The sequence below is a fragment of the Paenibacillus sp. N3/727 genome (assembly GCF_022637315.1).
GTDB lineage: Bacteria > Bacillota > Bacilli > Paenibacillales > Paenibacillaceae > Paenibacillus_AQ > Paenibacillus_AQ uliginis.
Map to the genome: position 1 here is coordinate 2651849 of NZ_CP093336.1, position 24762 is coordinate 2676610.

At 40.1% G+C, this 24762-nt stretch carries 25 protein-coding genes; 20 read left to right on the plus strand and 5 right to left on the minus strand.

The window, feature by feature from the left end; translation table 11 throughout:
* The first annotated feature begins 179 nt into the window (after positions 1-179).
* Genes MNQ98_RS12035 through MNQ98_RS12045 form a run of 3 tightly spaced genes read left to right on the plus strand, consistent with a single transcriptional unit; the run spans position 180 to position 2819 of the window.
* The gene (locus tag MNQ98_RS12035) at positions 180-863 is read left to right on the plus strand and encodes a TetR/AcrR family transcriptional regulator (RefSeq protein ID WP_241933377.1); all 684 of its coding nucleotides are present in this window, start codon (positions 180-182) and stop codon (positions 861-863) included.
* Positions 844-2127: an MFS transporter gene (locus MNQ98_RS12040; RefSeq protein WP_241933378.1), complete on the plus strand. Its 1284-nt coding sequence runs from the start codon at positions 844-846 to the stop codon at positions 2125-2127. Before MNQ98_RS12035 ends, MNQ98_RS12040 begins: the two co-directional genes overlap by 20 nt.
* Positions 2128-2162: 35 nt before the next feature.
* Positions 2163-2819, plus strand: a complete 657-nt coding sequence (locus MNQ98_RS12045; RefSeq protein WP_241933379.1) for a hypothetical protein — start codon at positions 2163-2165, stop codon at positions 2817-2819.
* Between the two features lie 220 nt (positions 2820-3039).
* Here the strand turns inward: MNQ98_RS12045 and MNQ98_RS12050 are convergent, their stop codons facing one another.
* Complete coding sequence (locus MNQ98_RS12050) at positions 3040-4407, minus strand: hypothetical protein (RefSeq protein WP_241933380.1); 1368 nt, start codon at positions 4405-4407, stop codon at positions 3040-3042.
* 322 nt (positions 4408-4729) lie between these two features.
* Between MNQ98_RS12050 and MNQ98_RS12055 the strand changes: the two genes are divergently transcribed.
* Positions 4730-5227: a prolyl-tRNA synthetase associated domain-containing protein gene (locus MNQ98_RS12055; RefSeq protein WP_241933381.1), complete on the plus strand. Its 498-nt coding sequence runs from the start codon at positions 4730-4732 to the stop codon at positions 5225-5227.
* A 55-nt stretch (positions 5228-5282) separates the two neighbouring features.
* On the opposite strand, the gene MNQ98_RS29850 is transcribed toward MNQ98_RS12055, so the two are convergent.
* Together MNQ98_RS29850 and MNQ98_RS12060 are read right to left on the minus strand one after the other, a co-directional pair.
* On the minus strand, positions 5283-5432 hold the full coding sequence (locus MNQ98_RS29850; protein ID WP_481856749.1) for a hypothetical protein: 150 nt from the start codon (positions 5430-5432) through the stop codon (positions 5283-5285).
* A gap of 173 nt (positions 5433-5605) precedes the next feature.
* Positions 5606-5893, minus strand: coding sequence for a hypothetical protein (locus tag MNQ98_RS12060; RefSeq protein ID WP_241933382.1), 288 nt, complete (start codon positions 5891-5893; stop codon positions 5606-5608).
* A 194-nt stretch (positions 5894-6087) separates the two neighbouring features.
* On the opposite strand from MNQ98_RS12060, the gene MNQ98_RS12065 reads away from it, so the two are divergent.
* The 8 genes from MNQ98_RS12065 to MNQ98_RS12100 all read left to right on the plus strand — a co-directional run bounded on the left by MNQ98_RS12065 (position 6088) and on the right by MNQ98_RS12100 (position 12817).
* Positions 6088-6411: a hypothetical protein gene (locus tag MNQ98_RS12065; RefSeq protein WP_241933383.1), complete on the plus strand. Its 324-nt coding sequence runs from the start codon at positions 6088-6090 to the stop codon at positions 6409-6411.
* Positions 6412-6692: 281 nt separating this feature from the next.
* Positions 6693-6983: a hypothetical protein gene (locus MNQ98_RS12070; protein ID WP_241933384.1), complete on the plus strand. Its 291-nt coding sequence runs from the start codon at positions 6693-6695 to the stop codon at positions 6981-6983.
* Positions 6980-7717, plus strand: coding sequence for a tRNA(His) guanylyltransferase Thg1 family protein (locus tag MNQ98_RS12075; RefSeq protein ID WP_241933385.1), 738 nt, complete (start codon positions 6980-6982; stop codon positions 7715-7717). The genes MNQ98_RS12070 and MNQ98_RS12075 overlap by 4 nt, the downstream gene beginning before the upstream one ends.
* A gap of 2 nt (positions 7718-7719) precedes the next feature.
* Positions 7720-8166 (plus strand): ATP-binding protein, encoded by a 447-nt coding sequence (locus MNQ98_RS12080; RefSeq protein WP_241933386.1) that lies wholly within the window; start codon positions 7720-7722, stop codon positions 8164-8166.
* A 175-nt stretch (positions 8167-8341) separates the two neighbouring features.
* Positions 8342-9874 (plus strand): copper amine oxidase N-terminal domain-containing protein, encoded by a 1533-nt coding sequence (locus tag MNQ98_RS12085; protein ID WP_241933387.1) that lies wholly within the window; start codon positions 8342-8344, stop codon positions 9872-9874.
* A 723-nt stretch (positions 9875-10597) separates the two neighbouring features.
* Positions 10598-11149 carry a GNAT family N-acetyltransferase gene (locus MNQ98_RS12090; RefSeq protein WP_241933388.1) on the plus strand — a complete coding sequence of 184 codons (552 nt, stop codon included), beginning with the start codon at positions 10598-10600 and terminating at the stop codon, positions 11147-11149.
* A 223-nt stretch (positions 11150-11372) separates the two neighbouring features.
* Positions 11373-11789, plus strand: a complete 417-nt coding sequence (locus tag MNQ98_RS12095; RefSeq protein WP_241933912.1) for an SRPBCC family protein — start codon at positions 11373-11375, stop codon at positions 11787-11789.
* Between the two features lie 92 nt (positions 11790-11881).
* Positions 11882-12817, plus strand: coding sequence for a class I SAM-dependent methyltransferase (locus tag MNQ98_RS12100; protein WP_241933389.1), 936 nt, complete (start codon positions 11882-11884; stop codon positions 12815-12817).
* 7 nt (positions 12818-12824) lie between these two features.
* Here the strand turns inward: MNQ98_RS12100 and MNQ98_RS12105 are convergent, their stop codons facing one another.
* Positions 12825-14000, minus strand: coding sequence for an MFS transporter (locus MNQ98_RS12105; protein WP_241933390.1), 1176 nt, complete (start codon positions 13998-14000; stop codon positions 12825-12827).
* Positions 14001-14078: 78 nt separating this feature from the next.
* Positions 14079-14390, minus strand: coding sequence for an ArsR/SmtB family transcription factor (locus MNQ98_RS12110; protein ID WP_208914365.1), 312 nt, complete (start codon positions 14388-14390; stop codon positions 14079-14081).
* Between the two features lie 334 nt (positions 14391-14724).
* Here MNQ98_RS12110 and MNQ98_RS12115 point away from each other — a divergent pair, with 334 nt between their 5' ends.
* From MNQ98_RS12115 to MNQ98_RS12150, 8 genes are all read left to right on the plus strand, one after another.
* Positions 14725-15414 (plus strand): response regulator transcription factor, encoded by a 690-nt coding sequence (locus tag MNQ98_RS12115; protein ID WP_241933391.1) that lies wholly within the window; start codon positions 14725-14727, stop codon positions 15412-15414.
* Positions 15407-16327, plus strand: a complete 921-nt coding sequence (locus MNQ98_RS12120; protein ID WP_241933392.1) for a sensor histidine kinase — start codon at positions 15407-15409, stop codon at positions 16325-16327. The genes MNQ98_RS12115 and MNQ98_RS12120 overlap by 8 nt, the downstream gene beginning before the upstream one ends.
* 104 nt (positions 16328-16431) lie before the next feature.
* Positions 16432-17109 (plus strand): ABC transporter ATP-binding protein, encoded by a 678-nt coding sequence (locus MNQ98_RS12125; protein WP_241933393.1) that lies wholly within the window; start codon positions 16432-16434, stop codon positions 17107-17109.
* Positions 17106-19649, plus strand: a complete 2544-nt coding sequence (locus MNQ98_RS12130) for an ABC transporter permease (RefSeq protein WP_241933394.1) — start codon at positions 17106-17108, stop codon at positions 19647-19649. The genes MNQ98_RS12125 and MNQ98_RS12130 overlap by 4 nt, the downstream gene beginning before the upstream one ends.
* A 160-nt stretch (positions 19650-19809) precedes the next feature.
* Positions 19810-20814 carry a LacI family DNA-binding transcriptional regulator gene (locus MNQ98_RS12135; protein WP_241933395.1) on the plus strand — a complete coding sequence of 335 codons (1005 nt, stop codon included), beginning with the start codon at positions 19810-19812 and terminating at the stop codon, positions 20812-20814.
* Between the two features lie 343 nt (positions 20815-21157).
* Positions 21158-22012, plus strand: coding sequence for a sugar phosphate isomerase/epimerase family protein (locus MNQ98_RS12140; protein ID WP_241933396.1), 855 nt, complete (start codon positions 21158-21160; stop codon positions 22010-22012).
* A 24-nt stretch (positions 22013-22036) separates the two neighbouring features.
* The gene (locus tag MNQ98_RS12145) at positions 22037-23140 is read left to right on the plus strand and encodes a Gfo/Idh/MocA family protein (RefSeq protein WP_241933397.1); all 1104 of its coding nucleotides are present in this window, start codon (positions 22037-22039) and stop codon (positions 23138-23140) included.
* Between the two features lie 113 nt (positions 23141-23253).
* Complete coding sequence (locus MNQ98_RS12150) at positions 23254-24612, plus strand: glycoside-pentoside-hexuronide (GPH):cation symporter (RefSeq protein WP_241933398.1); 1359 nt, start codon at positions 23254-23256, stop codon at positions 24610-24612.
* Positions 24613-24762: the final 150 nt, after the last annotated feature.

Below are 24762 nucleotides of genomic sequence, written 5' to 3' on the forward strand. Positions count from 1 at the left end.
TAACGAAACAGTCCGGCGCTTGTGGTTGCAGGTGCCGGGCTTTTTTTTGTCCGAAAAAGGGGTGGTCTTGATTAACTCCCGGTTTAAGGTACGATTTGAAATAATCCATTGACATTATCTGGGATACCAATATAATGATATTAGACCGACCGTCAGTCTATAGAATGGAGGCAACGATCATGAGGATATTCAAGGAACCTGAAGAACGCAGAAATGAAATTTTAGATACTGCTGAAATGCTCTTTTTTAGCAAAGGTTATGCCAAAACTACAGTGAATGATATGTTGCAGGCTATCGGTATCGCCAAAGGCACCTTCTACTATTACTTTAAATCAAAAGAAGAGGTCATGGATGCGGTTGTCATGCGATTTATCGACGAAGGGGTAGAAGCAGCGAAGCAGATTGCCATGAGTAATGAACTTACCGTTCATGAAAAGCTGTTTCATATCATTATGGCGCAAAAGCCGGATACGGACAGAAAAGATCATCTTATTGAACAGTTCCACCAACCAGAGAATGCACAAATTCACCAAAGAAGCTTGGCTCAGACCATTCTAAAGCTCACGCCTGTTTTGACAGAGGTAATCGAACAGGGAATAAAGGAGAAGCTGTTCCAAACTCCTTATCCGAAAGAATCAATGGAAATTCTACTGGTCGCCTCTCAGTTTCTGTTCGATGAAGGGATATTCAGCTGGCAGCCTGAAGAAATCATCCAGAAAATACAGGCTTTTATTTATAACATGGAGATTATACTCGGAGCAGAAAAAGGCAGCTTCTCCTATGTGGCCAAATTGATTCAGCAACTGCCACAGGTAGAGGGTGAAAGTGAGAGGATGGAAGAGAATGGAGAGATTAAACAATAGATCCTTTGGCAATTTTTTAGTGTTATGGACTGGGGAATGGGTATCGAGCATTGGAAGCGGCTTGACAGCTTTTGCACTAGGTATTTATGTTTATCAGATGACACAGACTGCCACCAGTGTTGCACTGCTAACCCTTTGCGCCTTTCTTCCTTCTATTGTACTTAGTCCCATCGGCGGGGTGTTGGCAGACCGTTTCGACCGGCGATTGATGATGATTGTGGGTGATCTGTTTTCTGCTTTCGGCCTTATCTTTATTCTAATGGCGATGCTGTCTGGCGATCCTGCTCTTTGGCAAATATACTTTGGTGTTACGTTCAGCTCGGTATTTGTTTCTCTGTTGGAACCGGCCTACAAAGCTACCATAACGGATTTATTGACAGAAGAACAGTTTGCCAAGGCCAGTGGTCTGGTGCAGCTTGCCGCCTCCTCCAAATATCTTCTCTCCCCGGTCATAGCCGGGATTTTACTTCGCCTCATGGATATCAAAAGCATTTTAATCATAGACATATCCACCTTTCTAGTAACGATGCTTGCGGTTTTGGCTGTGAAAAGAAACTTGCAGGTAGTTCATAAAACCAAAGTGCATCAGCCTTTTGTAAAGGACTTGAAGGAGGGCTGGCATGTCCTTGCTTCTGCGAAGGGTGTGTTACAGCTTATAGTCATTCTTTCTATTATTACTTTTTATGTGGGCTTTCTCCAAACTTTATTTACTCCTATGCTTCTACCTCTCACGGATTCAAAAACGCTTGGCACGGTATTGTCTGTAAGTGCAACAGGAATGCTGATCGGTAGCCTGATGATCGGTATTTTCAGTATCAACAACAAATATGCCCATGTGCTGGCTATCGGCTTAGGCTTTGCTGGATTGTTCTTTTCTCTGGTAGGTCTAACCACGAATATTTACTTTATTGCAGGAGCTGGATTTCTGTTCTTCGCGGCGCTGCCGTTTATTAACACGAGTGCTGACGTCATGATCCGCAGAAAAATCCCCAATGAAACTCAAGGCAGGGCATGGGGTATCATTGGCATTTTATCGCAGCTGGGTTATGTGGCCGCGTATGCTATGGCTGGCTTTTTAGCGGATCATGTATTTAACCCGCTTTTACGAGAGGGAGGTATACTTGCTTCCACAGTGGGTGAGGTGATCGGTACTGGCGAGGGACGGGGTATTGGTTTATTATTCATCGTCTCCGGCATTCTTATCGTAATATTGGCGTTGGTTATTCCACGAATAAGATCCATCCGAACTTTGGAAAATCATTAGCTGCTTTCAGCTGAGGATAGAGGGAGAGGCACCAGATGCTGTTACAAATCGTAAAAATAGATTTTCAACGAAATAAAATCATTACAATCATATTATTTATTTTTATTATGTTATCGTCGTTGCTTGTTGCCAGTGCTTCCCATGTCATTATGGAATTGTCCGGTTCATTAAACAACCTGTTAACGAAATCCAAAGCGCCTCATTTTGTTCAGATGCACGCCGGGCCCATAGATGATACCGCTATTGAGAAATTTGTATCGTCTAATCCTCTTGTGAAGGATCAGCAGACGGTAGAGATGCTCGGTATCGATGGCTCGAATGTCTTCTTGGGTAATAGTCAAAAGGCGGAAGAGAACAGTGTGATGGATATTGGCTTCGTAAAGCAGAATCAATCATTTGATTTTTTACTGAATTTAGACAATCAGGTGATTCAAGTTTCCAACGGCGAAGTCGCTGTTCCGATCTATTATATGCAGAAGAATAATCTGAACATTGGTGATCCAGTCAGCATTTCCAATAGGCAATTTACTAGAACTTTCACAATTGTTGATTTTGTGCGTGATATTCAAATGAACCCGTCCATTGTCAGCTCCAAGCGGTTTGTCGTCAGTGATGATGATTTTATAACTCTTAAGAACAATCTTGGTGCAATAGAATACCCTCATCGAATTTCAGCTCACCGATATAAGTAAACTTACCGAATTCTATAATCTCTATCAAACCTCAAACTTGCCGAATAAAGGGCCAGCGATTGATTACTCATTATTCAAGACCCTTAATGCCTGACAGACGGAATGATTGCAGCTGTCATCATACTGGTAAGCATTCTAACTGTCATGTCATTACCTCACGAAGGGGTGGTCGCATAGCCATCGTGAGGTAATGTTCAGATATTTTTTAATTAATCATTAGTTACTTTTTTTGAGAGCTAAATTTAATACTCTTTAAAAAATCTTCTAACTTTTGCACTTCATTATAGGACAACTTTATTGAATATCCGTCATTAAAATCCATTATGAATAAATACCCCTTATCTAAAACATCGTTTGGCAAAGCATATTCAGTTCTATTCGAAAAGTTTCTATCTAATTGTGGAGATAAGTTAGGGGGAAATATTAGCGCAGATAGTCCCCATCGATCAATCGTAGATTCGCTATTGAATTGTGTAATAACCTCAACCAAAACCGGAGACTTATCCTTGAAATAGACGTTGGATTTGGTCTTATCATCTCGTAGTTTCCTATACAGGTCTATATAACTTAACAACCTGTCAATGTAATCATAATCAATGAGGATATACTTTGTTTCATTACGAATAGCAAAATCTGATGTCTCAAAAGAATCACCAAGGGACAATAAATCATAGTAATTATTATGTAATAATTTTATAACAATTTTTTCAGTACCTAGGGAACTCGCAATTTTGACATTTTGAATTGATGTTATAAACTCATACTGATTATGTATTTTCAAACTAAACTCTTCATCTGTAATATCTTTCATTTTGTAACGATTAATATTTAATATTGCTCCGTAATAAGCTGTTAGGCTTATATTTTCATCTTCATTTAAAAGAAGTTGATTCGATGTGTAGTCCTTATTTAGATATTGTGTATAAAACTGATAAAAATCAGAGTATGTTTGCTTTAATAATTGGTCAATTTGATCTTGCGACAGAGAAAAGTTTAAGAATGCTGGAACATAACTCTCATCAATATCAATTAAGTGATAGTTCAGATTTTTATTTTCAGTGAATGGGTATCCGATCTCATAGATCAGAAATTTACCTTCCCAGTCATATTGCAGAACAAAATAAAGGGTATCTTCGTTATAGAGAAATACACTTTTAGGTTCATTATGTTGTAAAATATTTTGAGTAGAATTTTGTGGGAATTCCAGTTTATATTCAAATGATGAACCATTAATTTCCATAGCCAATATATTCTCGCTAGTTCTGTTTTCGAAAAAAGGATTCACATCTATTAACTGGTATCTAACATTGTTATTATGGAAAACCGAAGAAAGATATTCTGTTACATCAACGGGTTCCGAATACAAATAGTGCGGATCAGGGATAAAACCACCATATATAGGAAAGATTCCGGACCACATAAAATTCCGTAAGTTGTATTTGTCTCTTTGGATTTCCACGTTGTTGCTATCATAGGTCTTAGTAGATACTTGACGCAAATTGAAAATTTCTTTTTCATATGCTTGTATAATTAAAAAGGAAAATAAAATCAGAACAAGTGATATCAAGAACCATTTTAATTTCACCATTCCTCCAATGATTCTCCCTTCAAACCTTCAAATATATATCCAGAAATGATAGTGTATCATTTCATTTGTTATGTTTATTCAACATGATATTACCATAAATAGTGAACGGTTGTTGCGCGCTGAGTGTCTTTTTGTCTTGGCAAAACCCCAAGCTCCATTGTTCATAGAAATTCGGTAAAATGCAGATTAAAAGCAATAAATGAAGCACTGTGGCAATAATACGATTATTAGAATAGGAGGCATATCAAATCATTTCTGGATTTCTCTTAATATCTTATGGAAGAAGTTTATAATCAACTAAATATTTGTGAAGGAAGGGATCATGAGCATGATAAGTGCTTGTCGAAAAGTATGTGATACTTTAAACAATATGAATATAACGTATGATATTGTTGACCATCCTGCTGTATACACCATAGAAGAAATGGACAAGTTGCATATTGGAAACAAAAATGAAGTCGTTAAAAACTTGTTTATTCGTGATGATAAGAAGAAGCGTTATTTTATTATTGTTCTTGAAAAAAACAAAAAAGCAGATTTAAAGGAACTAAGAGTAAAACTGAATTGCAGACCACTCAGTTTTGCTTCAGAAGAATCGTTGCATAAATATTTGGGATTGAGTAAAGGAGCAGTAACGCCATTTGGAGTATTAAATGATACAGACTGTAAAGTGGAAGTCGTTTTTGACAAAGAAGTTTTGACATTTAAGAAAATAGGGATACATCCAAACGATAATACTGCTACAGTGTGGATTAGTCCAGAAGATTTAATATCTGTCATTGGAAAACAAGGCAATTCGGTTCTATTAATTGAAATTTAAAATCTTGAAAGAAGACTGAGGCACTCAGTGAAAGGCTTGTGCTGAATAGATGACATCATATTGCTGTTGAGGTATATCTATATTCTTCAAATCGTGCAGTAATGAAACGGACTTTTCTAAGATTAGCAAATTTCTTTGTTCCTCGTTCAACTAGATTTGGACCAGGCTCAATACAGCAAATATTTAAATCATGTGCAGCAAACAATTCTGTCGCTTTTCCACTTCCAGCACCTATTTCTAATAATTGTGAGTATTGATTAATTCCTGTTTGCCTCCAGATTCAGTTCATAAAATAGTTAAGTGCTTGTCTTGACGATACCAAATAAAAAGAGCCCATGAAAGGCTCTTTTATGTGAAATATAGGTTTATTAAGCTCTATTACTCTTTGATCCATACAGTCCACCAATGTGTATCGGAACTTAAATTATCATCGATGTATGAAAAATAGTATGTAGATCCTTTATATTGGATAGTTGTTCCATTAAAATCACTTCTTTTATAATCCTTCTTTGGGTACGGAATGCCAACTGCATTACAAGTTGGACAGTACGAAGGTTTTAAATCTGTAGAGCTATAATTTTGCGTAGTTGTTTGTGCAGAAACAGGTATGGCTAAAATGGATGTAATAATAGCAGCTGTGCAAATAGTGGTGAGAATTTTTTTCAAATAAACCAACTCCTTTTTATATTTTGGAATTTCATACATTATATTATCACAATTCCAAAATATAGTAAACATGAATGTTATATCAATAATTGGTATGATTTCATATATTAAATAAGGCATAAATGCCGTTCATTGAGATACTGTATGATGAGGATCTGATAGAGATGAAATTTTATTATATCGAGGTGGTAACTGTGGGTAAATCCAAGAAATACATTCTAAGTAAAATCGATATTCGTTTAGATCAAGTGCATGGTTTTCAAAATCCACAGCATATGATCTACATTAATGAAATGACATTGATTGACTATTTGAATCAAAATACAGAGAGCGATTCTTTTAATTTGTTAGTTCCTCCTATCGGACTTTTTGATGCTAGTGATCAACAGAAAGTTTTTGACCTATTAGATTTTACAAATGTTGCGATTCCAATTTTGGTTTGTTCTGATGACATGGATTTCTCTTGCATAGTGGTATCTAGGGTTATCGCTAGTGCTCCATTGTATAAACAGCTTTAAAACTTATCTTTTTCAGACAACAACGATCAGACAATTCACTTCAATTAACAGTTAATGATTTGGAACAAATGTGCAAGCAAAGTTGGTATGCCATTTATGCTACTGATGAAGAACAATTAGTGGGGATGGGACGAATTATATCGGATGCTGTAATTACTAGAGTGATATGCGAGGAAACGCCATACTGTTTCAGCACACCTACAACCTTGTCGAAAATGAACGGTCTGATTCCTCAAAACACCAAATAATAAGTATTAAAATAGGGTGTGAGGTGTATTGAAATGAAATTTGATGTATATAAAAGAACGGCAAAGAAATTCTTGCATTATTGGTACATAGCCACTCCAATACATTTACTTGTTGGAGCGGGACTTGTGTATTGGTACACCCACTTTTTAGACGTACTTGTATGGTTGACCGGTTCAGATCCAAGCGGGGGATGGAAGTATTTTCTGTCTTCCTTTCTAGTGGTTCCCTTGATGTATATCATCATTGCTTATTGGTTATTAGTAACTGTTTTTGTGATTTATACGGCCATTTTTTTACCGCGAAAAGAAAGGAGAAGGAAATGAAGAAGGATGATTTTGGAAATCGGATGAAGGGGTACGAAAATATTTTTAGACAAGTACTTCCTCAAAGACTACCGGTTATTATTCGGATAGATGGTTGTCACTTTCATACGTTTACATGTGGTATGAGGAAGCCGTTTGATGAATCATTAACCAACGCACTTTGGGAGACATGCAAATACTTAGCACAGAATATTATGGGCTGTAAACTGATATATCAACAGAGCGATGAAATATCCATTCTCCTTACCAACTATGATAAATTAACAACACAATCATGGTTCGACAATAACCTTCAAAAGATCGTTTCAGTGTCTGCTTCGATGGCAACGGCAAAGTTCAATGAAGTTATTAAGGAATATTATCCCGACCGACCATTTGCGGCTTTTGATAGTAGAGCTTGGGTAGTCCCTCATGATGAAGTAACGAATTATTTTCTTTGGAGACAACAAGATGCCACGAAGAACAGCATTTCAATGGTGGCACAAGCTAATTTTTCTCACGAGCAGCTTCAATGTTTGGATGGAAAGAAGCTTCAGGATAAGTTATTTTTAGAAAAAGGAATTAATTGGAACGACTTGCCTGTGTGGCAAAAGCGTGGGGTATGCATCACAAAACAGTATTTTAAAAAGGGAGAAGCTACATGCAGTAAATGGGATGTTGATTTCGATACACCGATCTTTAGTCAGAATCGAGAATACATTAATCAATACGTTTATCAACAAAAGGATGAGTAATTGTGGAATGTGTAATTTTTATTGGGATTCAAGCATCCGGAAAATCAACTTTTTATAAAGAGAGGTTCTTCAAGACTCATATGCGAATTAATCTTGATATGCTTAGGACTAGGAACCGTGAGGATGTTTATTTGGCGGCTTCGATTGAGGCGAAACAGCCATTTGTTGTTGACAATACGAATCCAACAATTGACGACAGGAAGAAGTACATTGAAATTGCAAGAAAGAATAAGTTTAAGGTAGTTGGTTATTACTTTGAGCCTGACTATGAATTGTCATATGCAAGAAATGTACAGAGAGAAGGGAAAGAAAAAGTTCGTGAGATCGGATTAAAAAGCACGCTAAAAAAACTACAGATTCCTACATACGACGAAGGTTTTGACGAGCTATATTTCGTAAATTCAGCTGATGGAAAGTTTGAGGTTGAACAATGGCATGAGCTGGAATGAGCGTTGGCTAGGCACGATCTGATCATCGCGGCAGAGGGAGCCGTAAAGGATTTCAAAATTTATGGAAAAATAATATTTACATGTGCTGAGAGGTACTGGCATACTATATTCAATCGGATATTTCCGAGTGCTTTTCATTGCAAGAAATTATGGGTACATAAGGAGGAACATGATGATGAATCGTTTCAAATGGGGACTTGCCGCCATGCTGTCCTTGCTTCTGGTGGTGCTTGCAGGGTGCCAAGCCGTTGGCGGCGTGGATGTCAGTAAAGCGGCTCTGAGTACGCTGGATGTCAAATCATCGATATCCAAGCAGACATTGTCCCTGCAGCTGGTTCCGGCAGATGGCAAGCTGAGCGAAGAGGACAAGAAGGTAATCGATCTTTTCAATTCCTTGTCCGTCACGATCGACCAAGCCATTATGCAGGACATGAATCATGTATCGTTGGAAGGGGCCGTTCAGATTCAAGGCAAGAAGCTTCCTTTCCATCTGGCTATGGACAAGAAGGCGCTGAATCTATCCGTTGAAGGGATGACGCAGCCGATTTCCGTACCGCTTGATATGGAAGAATTGAATGCTGCTTTTGCAGTTCAGCAAATGAACAACGAAAGCTTGATTCAAATGTACAAAAACGTGCTGGGCTTCATGCTGAAGCATACGCCGAATCCGTCTAATATTTCGGTCACGCCTGTAACCGATAAAGTCAACGGAGAGTCGTTGTCTCTGCAAAAGCTGCATATCGAGATTCGCGGGGATGAACTGGCCGGCCTTGCCAAAGGTTTCCTGATAAGCTTATCCAAGGATGAGGAAGGTCTGAAGGAACTTATTAGTAGTTTGTACGACACTTATTATCCACTCATTACAGCCTATGCTGGAGTTCCGCAAGAAGATGAAGTTCAACCAACCGCCGCAGAGAGAGAAAAGGAAATCAATGCGGCTGTGAAAGAACTGATGGTCGTGGTGAACGAGCTGCTGCCTGAGTTCGACAAAAACGTAAACGGGCTGTTTGAGGGAGCGCCTGAGCTTCGTACCATTTTGGGCAAAGACACCGTGCTTTCGCTCGATCTCCTACTCGACAGCAAGCTGAATATCCGTAAGCAAAACATGGATCTGACCATACAGCTTCCAGCCAATGAAGAAATCCCTGTGAAGCAGGTTAAGGTACATTCCGAGTCGGAAACATGGAAAGTGAATGAGCCTGTGACGATCCATGCGGTGGACAGCTCCAAAGGCTTCTGGAATGTTGTTACTGGCGAAGGAACACCAGGCGATGTGCTGCGTCATATGGACAGCAAGTCTGACCTGTACCGTTTTGTCAAGGATGACATAGAAATTACCCGCAAATCGATTATTATGCATACCGGGGAAGACCCGACCGACCTGTATGGTGCAGGATACAAGCCTGTGATCGTCAACAATACGCTGATGGTACCGCTGAAATATGTTGCGGATCAGCTTGATGCGAAGCTGTCATGGGACAATGCCACCAAGCAAATCACGCTCACGGAAGACCTGACAGGCGCCAAAATTGTCCTGAAAATGGGTTCGAAGCACGCTTCGATCAACAGCGAAGCAGAAGTGCTTGCTGAGCCGGTACAAAATTTTGAGGGCTATGCCTATGTGCCGATGCGTTTCATCGCCAAAGCGCTTGGAGCACAAGGGCAATGGGATGCGAAAGAGAAGATTTTAACGATAAAGAGAGACTAAAGGATCAAACATCCAAGGACGATTTCCCATGAGCAATAGATCATATCTGTTTAGTTCATCTATTGTGGTAATGGGGAGTCAGAAACGAAGTTTGAGCTATCCATGCTTAAGAGAGCAAAATGTTCCGAAAGAATCGAAGACGGTTGAAAAACCGTCTTTTTTGCATGATTAAGCAATTTTTTATTATGGCAGTCGGCCTCAAGTGATAGCATCAAGCTTAAAGCGTACACTGAAGAGCAGGATAAAATCCCTGACATTGGTACGGCGATTTCCTCGATAAAATTAAGCGCGATCAAGAAAACAACGAATAAGGCGTTGAACGTCAAGGTGAATCGAGAACAGAGGAAGATATTCCGGAAACGCAGCCGTTTGGAAATTCACGATTAAAATACAAATGGGAAAATATATGAACATCGCTGTTCCGCTGCTCCTACAGGGAAGGAAAGCTGGTGGATCATAAACGAATAGGCATGGGTAAACATTACGAATTGCTGGAGTACCGGAAAGAGTTTGAAGAGAACGTCATTTTGCTTAAGGGGGAAGAGTAAATGCTTATGGAAGAAGAGGTACCTATGGAATCCAATATTGAATCGATTCGGCTTATGTAATAAGCTGGGATTGAGCTCTTAAAGGAATCCTATGAGGATTTGGCCTGGAAATATGAAGTTGAACGAATTTGGGAGTAGATTTGTCGTGACTTGTCAGCCTATGGAGGGATACGCGGTGGAGTTTCAAAGCGAACGTTTGATATTTAGGGAATATAAGGAAGAAGATTTCCAATTGTTTTATTCTATTTTTTCGAATGAACAAATCATGAAATACGCATATATGGATAAGGTCGGCCAAGAGGAGGAACTGCTGCCCTATTTTAATCGAATTCTCCAGAATAACCATACATCTGAGGGTCGCCCTTCTTATGAATTCGGTGTTTTTTTATCTTCTAGCGGGCAATTTATCGGTTTTGCGGATGTGGAAATGGTGAAACGGAATCGGGATGGCGGTAATGGGGAGATCGGTTATTTTTTGCTGCCGGACTTTTGGGGGCAGGGGTATGCGACGGAAATCGTAAATAGGTTGCTTAAGATTTGTTTTGAGGAAGTGAATTTACATAGGGTTTTCGCAAGATGCAATGCAAACAACCTGAACTCGGAGAAAGTCATGATCAAAGCCGGCATGGCAAAAGAGGGCCGTTTCCGGAAGGTAAGATACAAAAATGGTAGCTGGGATGACGAGCTTCAGTATAGCATTCTGATTGAAGATTGGAGACGGATGTAAGAATCTTAAAATGCTTGTTGGATATAGATGTCGAGTTGAAATAAGAATACAATTTGTCTCTTGATCATTTCATAGATATAAACCTCTGTAAGGAAGCCGATGATGTTGGATTACATTTAATAATTTATTTTGGAGATAATACGTATAAAACATCAGGGATCAACGATAAGTATTTTGTACTCAAGGAAAGAGAGTTGATATTGTGAAGAACAACCTTACGAAAATGAACATATTAAAGCCAGTGAATGAAGTATTTGAAGCTTTCGTAGATCCTGCGAAAATCAGGAATTTCTGGTTTTCGCACAGTTCTGATAGGTGGGAGCATGGAAAGACGGTTACATTGAGATATGATGAATACGATGCTCAATTGGATATAGAGGTATTGGAAGTGGATATTAATAAGAAAATCGTATTCAAGTGGGGTGCAAATGAGGAAGAACATATTGTTACAATATCACTGAAAGAATTGGGAAAATCGAATACAATAATTGAAGTTAACGAAGAAGGTTTTAATGAAAATGATGATGATTTCATCAGTCAATTGATAGATAACAAAGAAGGTTGGGTTTATATGTTGACCTGCTTAAAGGCTTATTTGGAGTTTGGTGTTAATGAGTTGAGAGTAGGATTAGTTAAATAATTATAGAGCCTGCTGGCTCTTTTTTTTAATGAGTTCAGGGTCTGTATTATTGATTACTGTAATATAGTGTTTATTGCATAGGAGGAGGGGAAATGTTCACCTTATCAAACTTTCAGGATGCAATTGAAAAACAATTACTCCATAATCAAAATAAGAGTCTTTTTTATGAGTTGCCCACTGGTCGATTATTATTAAACCCTTCCAAAGAGACTACAGATTTATTTAAACAAAGAGCCAAAGACATCGCTAATTTTATACAATTTTCATGTTTAGATGGTACATATCAGCAACTGATAAAATATATTTCAGACAAAACAATAAAACTATTTATGGAAGTTAATCAATATTTAGATTTTTCCCGTCAAGATTATCGTCAGCTTCAAAAAATCTATAGAGATTTATTTGACCAGATCTGTTTTGTAGGTAATAAAGAAGAAATTTCTGAAAGAGAAATTTCTTCTTTATTTATCTCACATTATAAAAATTTGCAGATTTTCTTATTAGAATCAAATGGAACAAAAATATTTAAAAAGTATAGAGAAAATCCTAATTTATTCGAGATAAAATGTGCAGAGTATAGTCCTGAATTTCAAATGAAATTATTAAATATCAATTTAAAAACAATTAAACAGCCGATTTTAGATGTAGGTTGCGGACCACAAGCCAGCTTAGTTCATTTCCTTAGAGAGAATGGAATTGAAGCATTTGGAGTGGATAGGAATGTAAATATAATGAATTACTTATATAAGATGAATTGGACAGAGTGTACTTTTACATCAAACACTTGGGGAACTGTAATTTCCCACATGGCTTTTTCAAATCATTTTACTCATCATCATTTAAGAACTGATGGGGAGTTCGAAATCTACGCTACAAAATACATGGAAATATTACATTCATTAAAGATTGGTGGAAGCTTTATTTATACACCGAGTCTTTCTTTTATAGAAGAATTATTAAAACAATCGAACAAATCATTTGTCGTAGAAACTAGAGAACATTCTACCGAAGTAAAACGAATAAAATAAATTTAACTTAACGTACGTTTACTTCCTCTACGTTCGATTTGCACATTTTTATTTTTAGTAAGATCAATAAGAAAGCAAGCAGTGCAAACAAAATTCCACTCCAAATAAGTTGATGTATCCCTAAGTGAGAAATAGACCAGCCACCGATTGAGGCCCCTACAGTAATTCCAAGATTGGAAAATGAGACAAACAAGCTGTTGCCGAATTCGGGAGCTTCTTTCGTCTCGGTCGTTAACCATGCTTGACTGATAATAAGCCCGCCGGAATGCACTACCCCCCAAATGAATACGATAACTACCATCGGAATGAAATATGATCCCAGATAATAAGCGAATAAGTAAATTACCGCATATAGCAGAGGAAACATGATGACGGTCTTTGTCATGTTTTTATGCAAAAGGCTCCCAAATAAAAAATTCCCAAAAATCATGATTATACCAAAGGCCATTAACATGATACTAATCCATGAGCCATTCATATGTGTTACTTGTCCAAGATATTCAGCAAAATAGCTGTACACAGAAAACATAGCTGCAAAGATAAAAATAACTGTCACGATATTTAACCACAATTGAGGTTTGCGTAATATACCAAGCTGCTTGCCATAAGACATTTTTTCCTTAACAGGCATGGAAGGAAGCCAAACTAGGATACCTACAAAGGCAATTATACTTACAACAGCACCAAACAGGAAAGCGACTTCTAACGAAATTTTGTCCGCGAGATAAGAAGTTAAAGGCACGCCAAAAGCAAACCCGACCGTTATTCCGGCGAAAACTTTTGTGACTGCTTTGCTGCTTTTTTCCGGAGGAACAAGTTTGGCTGCAGTCACAAGGGCAACCGAAAAAAAGACGGGATGAAAAATAGCAGGGATAATGCGGAAAATAAGCATCACATCGAACATGGTTGTATAGGCATAAACTATATTTGAAATCGCAAAAATAAGCACAGCGGTTAATAGAATGACTTTACGATTAATACCGGAAGCGAGTAATGTCAGGAATGGACCTGAAATGGCAACGACTAAAGAAAATATACTTACAAGCCATCCGGCCTGTGAAGTCGATATATTAAATTTTTGAGTGACCTGGGGGAGAACACCTATTATCCCCATCTCTGTTGTGATAATGCCGAATACACCTAAAGCTAGAATAATGATGAGTAAAGAGTTAACCTTTTTCATTTTAAATGTAAGCCTCCATTAATACTTAAATATATAGAAATGTAGATATGTGATACGAAAAAAAGACCTCCTTTCCGTTTATAGTTTCTTTTGGATGTACTCGGAAAATTCCTGTATTGTCTTTTCGTTCCGACGATAGTACGTCCACTTCCCAATTCGCTCAGATTCCAACAAACCAGCTTTTTGCATAGTTAACAAATAACTCGAAATAACAGACTGTGCAAGTCCCGCTTTAGCCTGAATATCTCCTACGCATACACCAATTCGGAAATTGAGACCTTGTTGTAAATAAGGCTTTTCATCAAAGAATTCCTCTGGATTCTTTAACCATTGCATAATTTGACTACGAGTCTCGTTAGACAAAGCTTTATAAATCAATAAAGGTTCCATACAGATTATTATATCTACTTTTATAGATTTGTAAATATAAAATATGCTGCGCTGTTAAATCCGACCAGCAAGCTTAATAAGAAGCTATATAGTTACCGACAAGAATTAGACTTTTAATTAGACAGCTATTAAAGTTATCTGCTTTAATGGATACAAGTGGGAATTAAACATTCCGCACATCAACGTTAGGAAAATATAGCGTATATTAAGTAGAGCAGAGGTTCTAAACAAGGTTTCTCTTAGATCATAGATGATTTAAGATGGAGCCTTATTTAGTGTGTGGGACATGCAGGGCTTATATTAATAGTATGTTGGTTTGGAGAAGGGGTGGACCATGAATAAGATTCTTATTGTTGAAGATGACCGAGCGTTGAATCAAGGCATCGTCCTGACTTTTCGGCAAGAAGATTATGAATTTACACAATGCTATACCCAATCCGAGGCGCGGGATTATTTATCTCAAATGTCATTTGATTTAATTTTATTGGATGTGAATCTGCCTGATGGCAGCGGACTCGATCTTTGCATGGAAATCAGACAACATCTCGCAACTCCAATCATCTTCTTAACAGCGAACGACTTGGAAGTGGATGTTGTAACGGGATTTGAGCTGGGTGCCGATGATTATATCACCAAACCCTTCAGCTTAATGATTCTTCGTGCGCGAGTATCTGCAATACTTCGCCGAAGTAAGCAGGAGAGTAGCAACAAGGGCCTTATAATAGATCACTTTGAATTTAACTTTGATGAGATGAGATTTCTCAAACGCAAAGAACTTGTGGAGCTGAGCAAAACTGAGCAAAAGTTATTAAAGCTGCTCGTTCAAAATCAAGGGATCGTTTTGGCCCGTAGCGTCCTGGTCGATAAAATATGGACGGATGGAGCTGAATACGTAGATGAGAACGCGTTGTCCGTGACCATCAAACGGCTACGTAACAAGCTGGAGGATTGTCCAGCAAAGCCGAAATACATCCAGACGGTATATGGTGTAGGCTACTCATGGACGGTGGGTAAGCGTGGATAAGTTGACTATGGTTGTTCTCATGGGGAGTATCGTTTGCATGCTGAGTAGTGTAAGTCTAGTAGTCTGGAGTCGTTTAAGTATACGCAGAACCATTCGCAGGTTGACCCAAATGGTCGATTGTGCAATAGAGGGAAATTTTAAGGAATCTAAGTATGACGAATCTGCTGTATCCGCATTAGAGACCAAATTAAGTCGGTATATTGGTCAGATCCAGACTAGAGAACGAAACCTCGATACTGAAAAAAATCGAATCAAATCACTTGTTTCGGATATATCCCACCAGACGAAGACGCCTCTCTCTAATATTTTGCTCTATTCACAGCTACTTCAAGAGCAGCCACATCTGTCTAACGATTGTGCTGATATGGTGGACCAGATTGTCCTTCAATCGGATAAACTGCAATTTTTAATTCATGCGTTAGTGAAAACTTCTCGCTTGGAAGCGGGGATCATCTCGGTCTCACCGAGAAAAGAGTCTATTGCAGATCTGCTCGTTTCGGTATGTGAAGAAGTGAAACAACAGGTGGAAGCGAAAGAAATTCAGATTAAACTCAGCTGTGATTGTTTGGAAGCGGTGTTCGATCGGAAATGGACCGCTGAAGCCATTCATAATATTGTAGATAATGCGATCAAATATACACCTCATGGCGGCAGCATCACGGTGTCTGCAGTTTCCTATGAACTATTTTGCAGAATAGACATTACAGATACCGGGATCGGAATCGCAGAATATGAAAGGAATGAGATCTTTCAACGGTTCTATCGCTCTTCGGCAGTAGATGCCTATGAGGGCGTAGGGATCGGGCTATACCTTGCTAGAGAAATGATCGCGGCACAAGGGGGATATATCAAGGTCAACTCAACGCTACATCAGGGGTCCATTTTCTCGGTATTCCTCCCGATTACGAAATAAATCTTTCAGAACTGTTAGATTTCAGAAAGATTGTGGAAAGACCACCGATGTAAAGTAAATATCATTACGTGATATAGACTTTGGATACATAAGGAGGTTGCTTGATGGTGGTATTAGAAACGTCTAATCTGACGAAACACTACGGTGCCGAGCCGAATGTCGTAAAAGCCTTGGATGGTATTGATCTCACGATCGAACGCGGTGAATTCGTCGCCATTGTTGGAACATCGGGGAGTGGAAAATCTACGTTATTGCATATGCTTGGGGGCTTGGATCGAGCGACAAGCGGAACGGTGAAGGTGGACGGCAAAGAGATTTTCTCGCTGAAGGATGACGAAATGACGATATTTAGACGGCGCAAGATCGGGTTTATTTTTCAGAGCTATAATCTGGTTCCTGTTATAAATGTCTATGAAAATATTACCCTTCCGATTGAGTTGGATGGCAATGATGTAGATAATTCTTACATCAATCAAATTGTGACAACGCTTGGATTGGAAACGAAGCTGAATAATCTACCGAACCAGCTATCGGGTGGACAGCAACAGCGTGTTGCGATTGCAAGGGCACTTGCGACAAAGCCTGCTATCGTTCTTGCAGATGAGCCAACAGGGAATCTGGATAGTAAGACAAGTCTCGATGTGCTCGGATTGCTCAAAGTGACGAGTGAACGATTTGGACAGACGATCGTCATGATTACCCATAATGAAGAAATTGCACAAATGGCTAATCGGGTCATCCGGATTGAAGATGGGGAATTGATAGGCGGGAACCCGTCATGATCCGCGTGCAGAATCGGAAAATAATTCGTCGTCTTGCGTTTCGCATTTTTAAAGCCAATCGGATGAGGAATGTCATCGCGATCATAGCTATTGCGATGACGACCGTCCTCTTTACCTGTCTCTTCACGACGATGATCGGAATGGTCGAGAATTTACAGAACCAAACCTTACGGCAAGCGGGAGGTGACGGCCACGCTGTGCTCAAATACATTACGGATGAACAGTACAATGCTGTAAAAGATCATCCGTTAATTGATGAAATCAGCTACAACCTAATTGCCGCTGATCATGTTGATAATTCGGCTTTTCTCAAGCGACGCTTGGAAATGTACTATATGGACGAAACCGCAATGAAGTTAGGGTTTACCGTCCCGACAACGGGGAAGGCCCCCCAAGCGCAGAATGAAATTATTACGGACACGGTGACGCTAGACTTGCTTGGCGTTCCTCATGAAATCGGTGCTAAAGTACCGCTGACGTATACGATGAAGGGGAAGCAGATGCAGACGGACTTTGTACTCTCTGGGTACTGGGAGACCGATCCTGTTGCTCCAGTAGGTATGGCTGTAGTCTCAAAAGAGTTTGTACAAGCACATGCTTCAGAATTGCGTCATACGAATCTAGAGGATCACAATACAACAGGCTCCATTAACGCTTATATCCTATTTAAGAATAGCTTTGGTCTGGAGAACAAGTTGAATCAGGTCATCACGGAAAGCGGCTATACAATGCAAAGCGAAAAAAACGTTGATCTGTTACCAACAGATATGGCAGCCAATGTGAATTGGGCGTATCTTTCCAGTAATTTTTCACTGGCTGACCCATTTTCTCTTATTGCTATTGTCGCAGCCATTCTTCTGATCACTTTTACAGGATATTTGATGATCAATAATCTGTTTCAGATTTCCGTTAACAAGGACATTCGTGACTATGGCTTGTTGAAAACGATCGGTACAACAAGGCGACAAATGAAATTCATCATTCGGCAACAGGCACTGTTGTTATCGATTGTTGGCATCCCTTTAGGTCTTGTGATAGGTTTCATTGTAGGCAACTCCATGCTGGAACTGATGCTTGGAATTCTCACTTATGTTGGACCTGTAAACATCTCGGTTCATCCACTTATTTTTATTGGTGCTACTGTATTCGCATTCGTGACGGTATGGATTAGTACCCGAAAACCGGGTAAGATGGCGGCAGCCGTATCTCCCGTAGAGGCGGTGCGCTTCCAAGGCGGCAGAGAAACCTTTAAGCGCAAAAAGAAGAAATCGACCGATGGCGGCAAGATCTGGAGAATGGCATGGTCAAATCTTGGCAGAAGCAAAAAACAAACGGTCATGATGCTGATTTCGATGTCGCTCAGTTTGGTGCTGCTTAGTACGGTTTTTACCCTCTCACGAGGATTTGATATTGACAAGTTTGTTTCCAAATTTGTCAATATGGATTATCTCATCGGGCATGCAAATTATTTTAATGATAATCGTTTTCGCCAACCTCAAGATGAGTTAAGTGAGAGTTTTATTAAGGCGGTTCAGGAGCAAGAGGGATTCCAGGAAGGCGGTAAAATCTACTATAACATCTATTTGGGGCAATCTTCTATTACCCGAGAAAATCCAGATGAACTTAATTCTCACGGGCATCCCATGAACAAAGCGGAGGATGGTAACCCTACTCTCGATTTATATGGATTGGATGACTTGCCGCTGAAGCGTTTGGATATTGTTGAAGGAAACTTGGATACGACAAAACTTAAAAGTGGAAAATACATCATCGAAGGTGTCCATCAGGATGATGAAGGCCGTGTGGAATGGAACACTTCACATTATCGAATCGGAGACACCATTCAGATTTCTGTTGATGGAAAGAAATATGAGTACGAGGTTATGGCTAAGGCAAAAATCAATCAGTTCACGATTGGAAACCGTTCGTATGATGAATTTGCTATGTACCTGCCTACGGAGGAATATTTGAAAGTTGTAACGCGTCCCGTACTTATGACGTATGGCTTCAACATGGCTGATGATCAGGAACCCGCAATGGAGACCTTTATCAAGAACTATACGGAAACGATCGAGCCGCTCATGGATTATGAATCCAAGCAGGTGTACGTCAACAACTTTAAGCAACTGCAAAATATGGTGATCATCGTAGGCAGTGCGATCAGCTTTGTTATTGGTCTGATCGGGATATTGAATTTTATCAACTCTATTTTGACCAGCATTTTATCAAGACGTCTGGAGTTTGCTATGCTGCAAAGTATAGGGATGACGGGGCGGCAGTTAAAACGAATGCTTCTCTATGAGGGAGGGTATTATGCAGGTGCGACAATCGTGCTGTCTCTCATCTTGAGCACATTGTTTTCTGCTTTTATTGTTCGTGGGTTGGTCAGTAGTCTATGGTTTTTTAGCTATCAATTTGTGTTGTCGCCACTGCTTATTACCTTCCCGATCTTGTTCTTGTTGTTTGTAATCGTCCCCTACTTAGCTTTCCGAAATATCCGTCGGCAAACGATCGTGGAGAGGTTAAGAATAGCAGAGTAACACGGAGTAATATGCTTTAAGAATGACTCGACAGGCCTGGTAGCACTTTAATATGGCTGAATTCTCTGATATTATGCAATTACAGCAAACAGGTGAACTACGTGCGTTATTTGCGGGAAAATAAGCTGAATATTTGAAAGCGCATAAAGGAAGGGAACACATGCAGAAATCGATGACGATTCAAGAAGTAGCCCAGTTGGCTGGTGTTTCTGTAGCCACTGTATCTAGAGTTTTGAACGAAAGTCCTTTAGTTAAAGAAGCTACCCGGCAAAAAGTATTAAGCGTAATTCATAAATTTGATTATCAACCGAACCTGTTGGGGCGGGATTTAAGAAGATCGGAAACGATGAAGGTGCTTGTGTTAACCCCGAGCCTTGATAGACCTATTTTCGCCGAAATTGTTAAAGGTATAGAAGAACGTGCCAATGAAGCGGGTTATTATGTGTTGGTATGCCCAACTTCGAATCATTTGGAGCGGGAAAAAGAACTGCTTCAAATGTTAAAAAACAGGCTCGTTGACGGTGTTATTACCTTTAGTACAACGCTTAGCAAAGAAGAACTAAGCGCACTAGGTCAAAAGCATAGCATCGTTCAGTGCTGTGAGTTCGAAAATGCATCTTATACGTGTTGCGTATCCATCGACGATGAACAGGCAGCTTTTGACGCTGTAAGTCATTTCATTGAATTAGGACATCAACGAATTGCAATGATCGGCGCTTCTACGCTGTTGTACTCTACACGTCTTAGAGAGCAAGGATATCGCAGAGCGCTTGCACAACATCACATACCTTGTCGGGAAGAATGGATCAAATACGGAGGCTTCTTCCATCATGAGGGTGAAGCGCTGACGAACGAGCTGCTGCAATTGCAAATTCCTCCAACTGCTATATTTTGCATGAATGATAGTCTTGCTATAGGTAGTGTCAATGCGATTAAAAAGAAAGGGTGGTCCGTACCGGGCGATATCGCTGTAATCGGATTCGACAACACCCATGAAGCAACGATGTCTACACCTGTACTTACAACTGTTCATCAGCCGAAATATGATCTCGGTTACACCGCAATGAATTTACTGATTCATAATATGGTTCATCCAGAAAAGAAGTATGAGAATGTGATACTGCAACATCAGTTGATTGAACGAGAGTCAACACTTCAAACATAAATAGCAATATCTTATATCGGTTCAGGAGGAGCGGCGCTCTCACTGTTGCCGATATTTTTTTTTGAGTTAAGAAAGTATGAACTACCGAGTAAAGTGCATCCTTATCTCGCTAGAAAAACTACCGCTAAGTGGAGTCAGTCTTCTTGAAGGTACGTCGATAGACGTTTTTTATGATTGACGAATTAAAAGGGTTGGAGTAAGATGAACTCAACACAAATGTAATCCGTTACATTTTATGAATACTGTTAATTAAGACGTTTAATTTATTTTATGTAATCTGTTACATTACTGTTCGAGCGCCGTCCTATTACATTTGTGAATCTATTTTTCGGGAGGACTATTTATGAGTTTGGAATTTGGATTGCAGTTGTATTCGGTACGAGATGAATTAACGAAAGATTTTAAAGGAACATTGGAAAAAGTCGCTTCAATCGGATATAAAAATGTGGAATTATTCTTCCATGACGCAGACAATATGGGGGCCACTATTGGGAATCTGACAGCGGATGAACTAAAACAGGAATTGGATCGCCTTGGATTGAAAGCTGTTTCCGCCCATATCGACTTGGCATTTCTGGAGGAGGACAAAGCGGAGAAAATTATAGCCTATGCCAAAAAAGTCGGCTTTACTTCACTTGCAATTGCAATCGCTTTCTTTAGCGATAAGCAAGAAGTTCTTGATCTGTGCGCTAAATTAAATACAGCCGGAAAGATGTTTAAGGATAATGGTCTTCAGTTGTATTATCATAACCATTTTGAAGAGTTTCAGAAGTTTGATAATCAGTATGTGCTGGACATTATTTTGGAAAATACGGATGAAGAGCTTCTTAAAGTCGAATTTGATACCTATTGGGCACTAAGAGGTGGAATTGATCCGATTGAATATTTGCACAAATTGGGAGATCGCTGCGATCTAATTCATCAGAAAGACTTGCCTGCTGATGCGATACCGGTGAATTTATTTGAAGTTATCGGTGACGACGCCCTCATCGATATGGAATTGATGATTAAGCTGCATAAGATCGAATATTTCACAGAAGCCGGTCAAGGCATTATGGACATACCTGCGATTGTGGAAGCGTTTAGAAGCAAGCCGGGAGCAAGATATTTGTTTATCGAGCAAGATTGGACGAACAAGAACCAGTTAGACAGTGTTGAAATTAGCTATAACTATATTTCAAAACTATTTCAATCTTAAAAGGTGAAAAGTTGGAGGATGAATATGAGCAAATTAAAAATAGGGATTATAGGCTGTGGCGGAATCGCCCATGCCAAACATTTGCCAGCGTTGGCTAAATTAGCAGATCTGGTTGAAATGACAGCGTTCTGCGACATCATCAAGGAGCGCGCTGACACAGCTGCCAAGCAATATGGTGCTGTAGGGGCAAAAACATATACGGATTATAAGCAACTCATACAGGATGAAGCGATTGATGCTGTTCACGTGCTAACTCCAAACATCTCTCATTCCATCATTACAGTTGATGCGCTAGAGTCGGGTAAACATGTTATGTGTGAGAAACCGATGGCCATTGATTCACGGGAAGCCCGAAATATGCTCGAGGCAGCCAAAAGAACCGGAAAGAAGCTTACGATCGGTTATCAAAACCGATTTAGAGAAGAAGCTTTAATGCTGAAAGAAGCTTGCAGCGATGGATACTTGGGCGATATCTATTTGGCTAAGGCACATGCTATCCGCCGTCGTGCAGTACCGACATGGGGCGTATTCATGGATAAAGAGAAGCAAGGAGGGGGCCCGTTAATTGATATCGGAACACACGCTCTCGATCTAACCCTATGGTATATGAACAATTATAAAGTGAAGTCCGTATCTGGTTCTGTGTTCCATAAGCTAAAAGATCAGAACAGGGCGAACATGTTCGGACAATGGAATCCCGATGAATTTGAAGTAGAAGATTCCGCTGTTGGTTTTATTAAAATGGAGAACGGTGCAACGATATTTCTCGAGTCTTCATGGGCTCTGAATACGCTTGATGTTCGCGAAGCGATGACGACACTTTGCGGAACGAAGGGCGGGGCGGAGATGCGCCGTCATCCCGTCAGCGGGAAACCGGACTTGCATTTAAATGCCGAAATGTTTGGAAAACTTGTGGAGATCAAGCCTGAAATGAACCCTTCGATTCCGTACTATGGTTCCCGCGTGGAAGATGAAGGCGATCGCGAAGCCCGACAATGGATCGAGGCTATTATGGAAGATAAAGAACCGTTGGTGAAGCCTGAAGAGGCCTATATGGTAACAACGATTCTTGAAGCGATTTATGAATCTGCCAGAACAGGTAAAGAAGTTATACTGACATCATTATAAATAGTCTCGTCCTCTGCTAGTGGTAGCGGAGGACGAGTTCGGTTTCATGGCAGAGATTCTTGTAAGGATAAATGTAAGGGGTTACACGTAGTGGGTTAATAGGGGGATATCTTATGGATAATCAGGTTTCATGGAAAGAACGAATTAGTTATGGTCTTGGAGATACGGCTTCCAACTTAGTCTTTCAGATGATTACGATGTATCTGATGTTCTTCTATACGGATGTATACGGATTGAATGTGGCGGCAGTCGGTACTTTGTTCCTGGTGGCGCGGGTAATCGATGCTTTTGATAGTCCGATCATTGGGGTGATTATCGATCGCACTCATACGAAGTGGGGTAAATCAAGGCCATTCTTTCTGTGGCTTGCAATCCCATTCAGTATCGTTGCGGTGCTGACATTCATGACACCGGACTTCGGCAATACGGGCAAACTTGTATACGCTTACTTCACGTATATTGTACTCGGTATTTTGTATGCGGCGATTAATCTGCCGTTAACATCACTTCTTACGAGCATGACTAGTAATTCGCAGGAACGCACGGTTGTCAATTCGGTCCGAATGATTTTTGGTCAACTAGGTGGCTTGGTCGTCAGCATCGGAGTACTTCCACTCGTAGCGGTTTTTGGCAAAGGCAATCAACAGCAGGGCTTTCTGTGGACGATGGTTTTGTTCGCATCGATTGCTGTCGTACTTTTCTTCATAACGTTTGCAAATACGCGCGAGCGAGTTCAGATGGGCGATAAAAATCAAGTTGTACCGTTCAAAGATGGCGTAAAGGCGTTAAAGGGCAACCTGCCTTGGTGGATTTTGCTCTTCATGAACGTGTTCTTCTGGGTAGGCATGACGAGCAAAGGGCAGTCCGCGGTATTTTACTTGAAATACAATCTTGGCCGCGAAGATCTTGTTCCGCTTGTTAATGGTTTAAATGTGATTCTACTCGTTGGCATCGCATTGATGCCGATGTTGGCAAAAAGAATCGGCAAGCGCAATACGGCGTTGCTTGGTATAGCCATCGGCGCAGCGAGTCAGCTATTTGTGTATGTGGCGGCAGTAATGAGCTCTATTCCGATTCTGATCGGAGCCGTAGCGATTGGCAATGTCGGTATCGGATTTGCAGTAGGCCTGATGTACGCGATGTTGGCGGATACTGTTGATTACGGCGAATGGAGATCCGGGATCAGAGCTCAAGGCTTGTTGACAGCATCGAGTTCCTTCGGTGTTAAATTCGGTATGGGCATCGGCGGAGCAGTGGCAGCGTGGGTGCTTGCTATTGGCAACTATGTCCCGAACCAGGAGCAGGCTGATTCGGGGCTTGCGGCAATCCAATTCAACTTCGTATGGATACCGTTCATTTGCTTCCTCATTTGCGCTCTATTACTTTTATTCTATAAGCTAGAGTTCGATCAGAAAATGATTGGAGAACTGGAAACACAGCGTCAAAGCGGCGCAGCTTCGATACAAGCTTAGTATATTGTGAATGCGCGGCATTCTAAAGAACCGTTAGGTGATTGATTTGATCCCTGATGGTTCTTTTTTTCACGTATGCTGCTTTTCTCTAGAAACATAACAGAGCCCATATGAGGCTATATAAAGAGTATAAAGATAGGGCACTTTTTT

Bases quoted from the DNA above. Each gene is read 5' to 3' on its own strand.
- MNQ98_RS12035 (WP_241933377.1), top strand. From the start codon at position 180: ATGAGGATATTCAAGGAACCTGAAGAACGCAGAAATGAAATTTTAGAT.
- MNQ98_RS12040 (WP_241933378.1), top strand. From the start codon at position 844: ATGGAGAGATTAAACAATAGATCCTTTGGCAATTTTTTAGTGTTATGG.
- MNQ98_RS12045 (WP_241933379.1), top strand. From the start codon at position 2,163: ATGCTGTTACAAATCGTAAAAATAGATTTTCAACGAAATAAAATCATT.
- MNQ98_RS12050 (WP_241933380.1), bottom strand. From the start codon at position 4,407: ATGGTGAAATTAAAATGGTTCTTGATATCACTTGTTCTGATTTTATTT.
- MNQ98_RS12055 (WP_241933381.1), top strand. From the start codon at position 4,730: ATGAGCATGATAAGTGCTTGTCGAAAAGTATGTGATACTTTAAACAAT.
- MNQ98_RS12070 (WP_241933384.1), top strand. From the start codon at position 6,693: ATGAAATTTGATGTATATAAAAGAACGGCAAAGAAATTCTTGCATTAT.
- MNQ98_RS12075 (WP_241933385.1), top strand. From the start codon at position 6,980: ATGAAGAAGGATGATTTTGGAAATCGGATGAAGGGGTACGAAAATATT.
- MNQ98_RS12085 (WP_241933387.1), top strand. From the start codon at position 8,342: ATGAATCGTTTCAAATGGGGACTTGCCGCCATGCTGTCCTTGCTTCTG.
- MNQ98_RS12095 (WP_241933912.1), top strand. From the start codon at position 11,373: ATGAACATATTAAAGCCAGTGAATGAAGTATTTGAAGCTTTCGTAGAT.
- MNQ98_RS12100 (WP_241933389.1), top strand. From the start codon at position 11,882: ATGTTCACCTTATCAAACTTTCAGGATGCAATTGAAAAACAATTACTC.
- MNQ98_RS12105 (WP_241933390.1), bottom strand. From the start codon at position 14,000: ATGAAAAAGGTTAACTCTTTACTCATCATTATTCTAGCTTTAGGTGTA.
- MNQ98_RS12110 (WP_208914365.1), bottom strand. From the start codon at position 14,390: ATGGAACCTTTATTGATTTATAAAGCTTTGTCTAACGAGACTCGTAGT.
- MNQ98_RS12115 (WP_241933391.1), top strand. From the start codon at position 14,725: ATGAATAAGATTCTTATTGTTGAAGATGACCGAGCGTTGAATCAAGGC.
- MNQ98_RS12125 (WP_241933393.1), top strand. From the start codon at position 16,432: ATGGTGGTATTAGAAACGTCTAATCTGACGAAACACTACGGTGCCGAG.
- MNQ98_RS12130 (WP_241933394.1), top strand. From the start codon at position 17,106: ATGATCCGCGTGCAGAATCGGAAAATAATTCGTCGTCTTGCGTTTCGC.
- MNQ98_RS12135 (WP_241933395.1), top strand. From the start codon at position 19,810: ATGCAGAAATCGATGACGATTCAAGAAGTAGCCCAGTTGGCTGGTGTT.
- MNQ98_RS12140 (WP_241933396.1), top strand. From the start codon at position 21,158: ATGAGTTTGGAATTTGGATTGCAGTTGTATTCGGTACGAGATGAATTA.
- MNQ98_RS12145 (WP_241933397.1), top strand. From the start codon at position 22,037: ATGAGCAAATTAAAAATAGGGATTATAGGCTGTGGCGGAATCGCCCAT.
- MNQ98_RS12150 (WP_241933398.1), top strand. From the start codon at position 23,254: ATGGATAATCAGGTTTCATGGAAAGAACGAATTAGTTATGGTCTTGGA.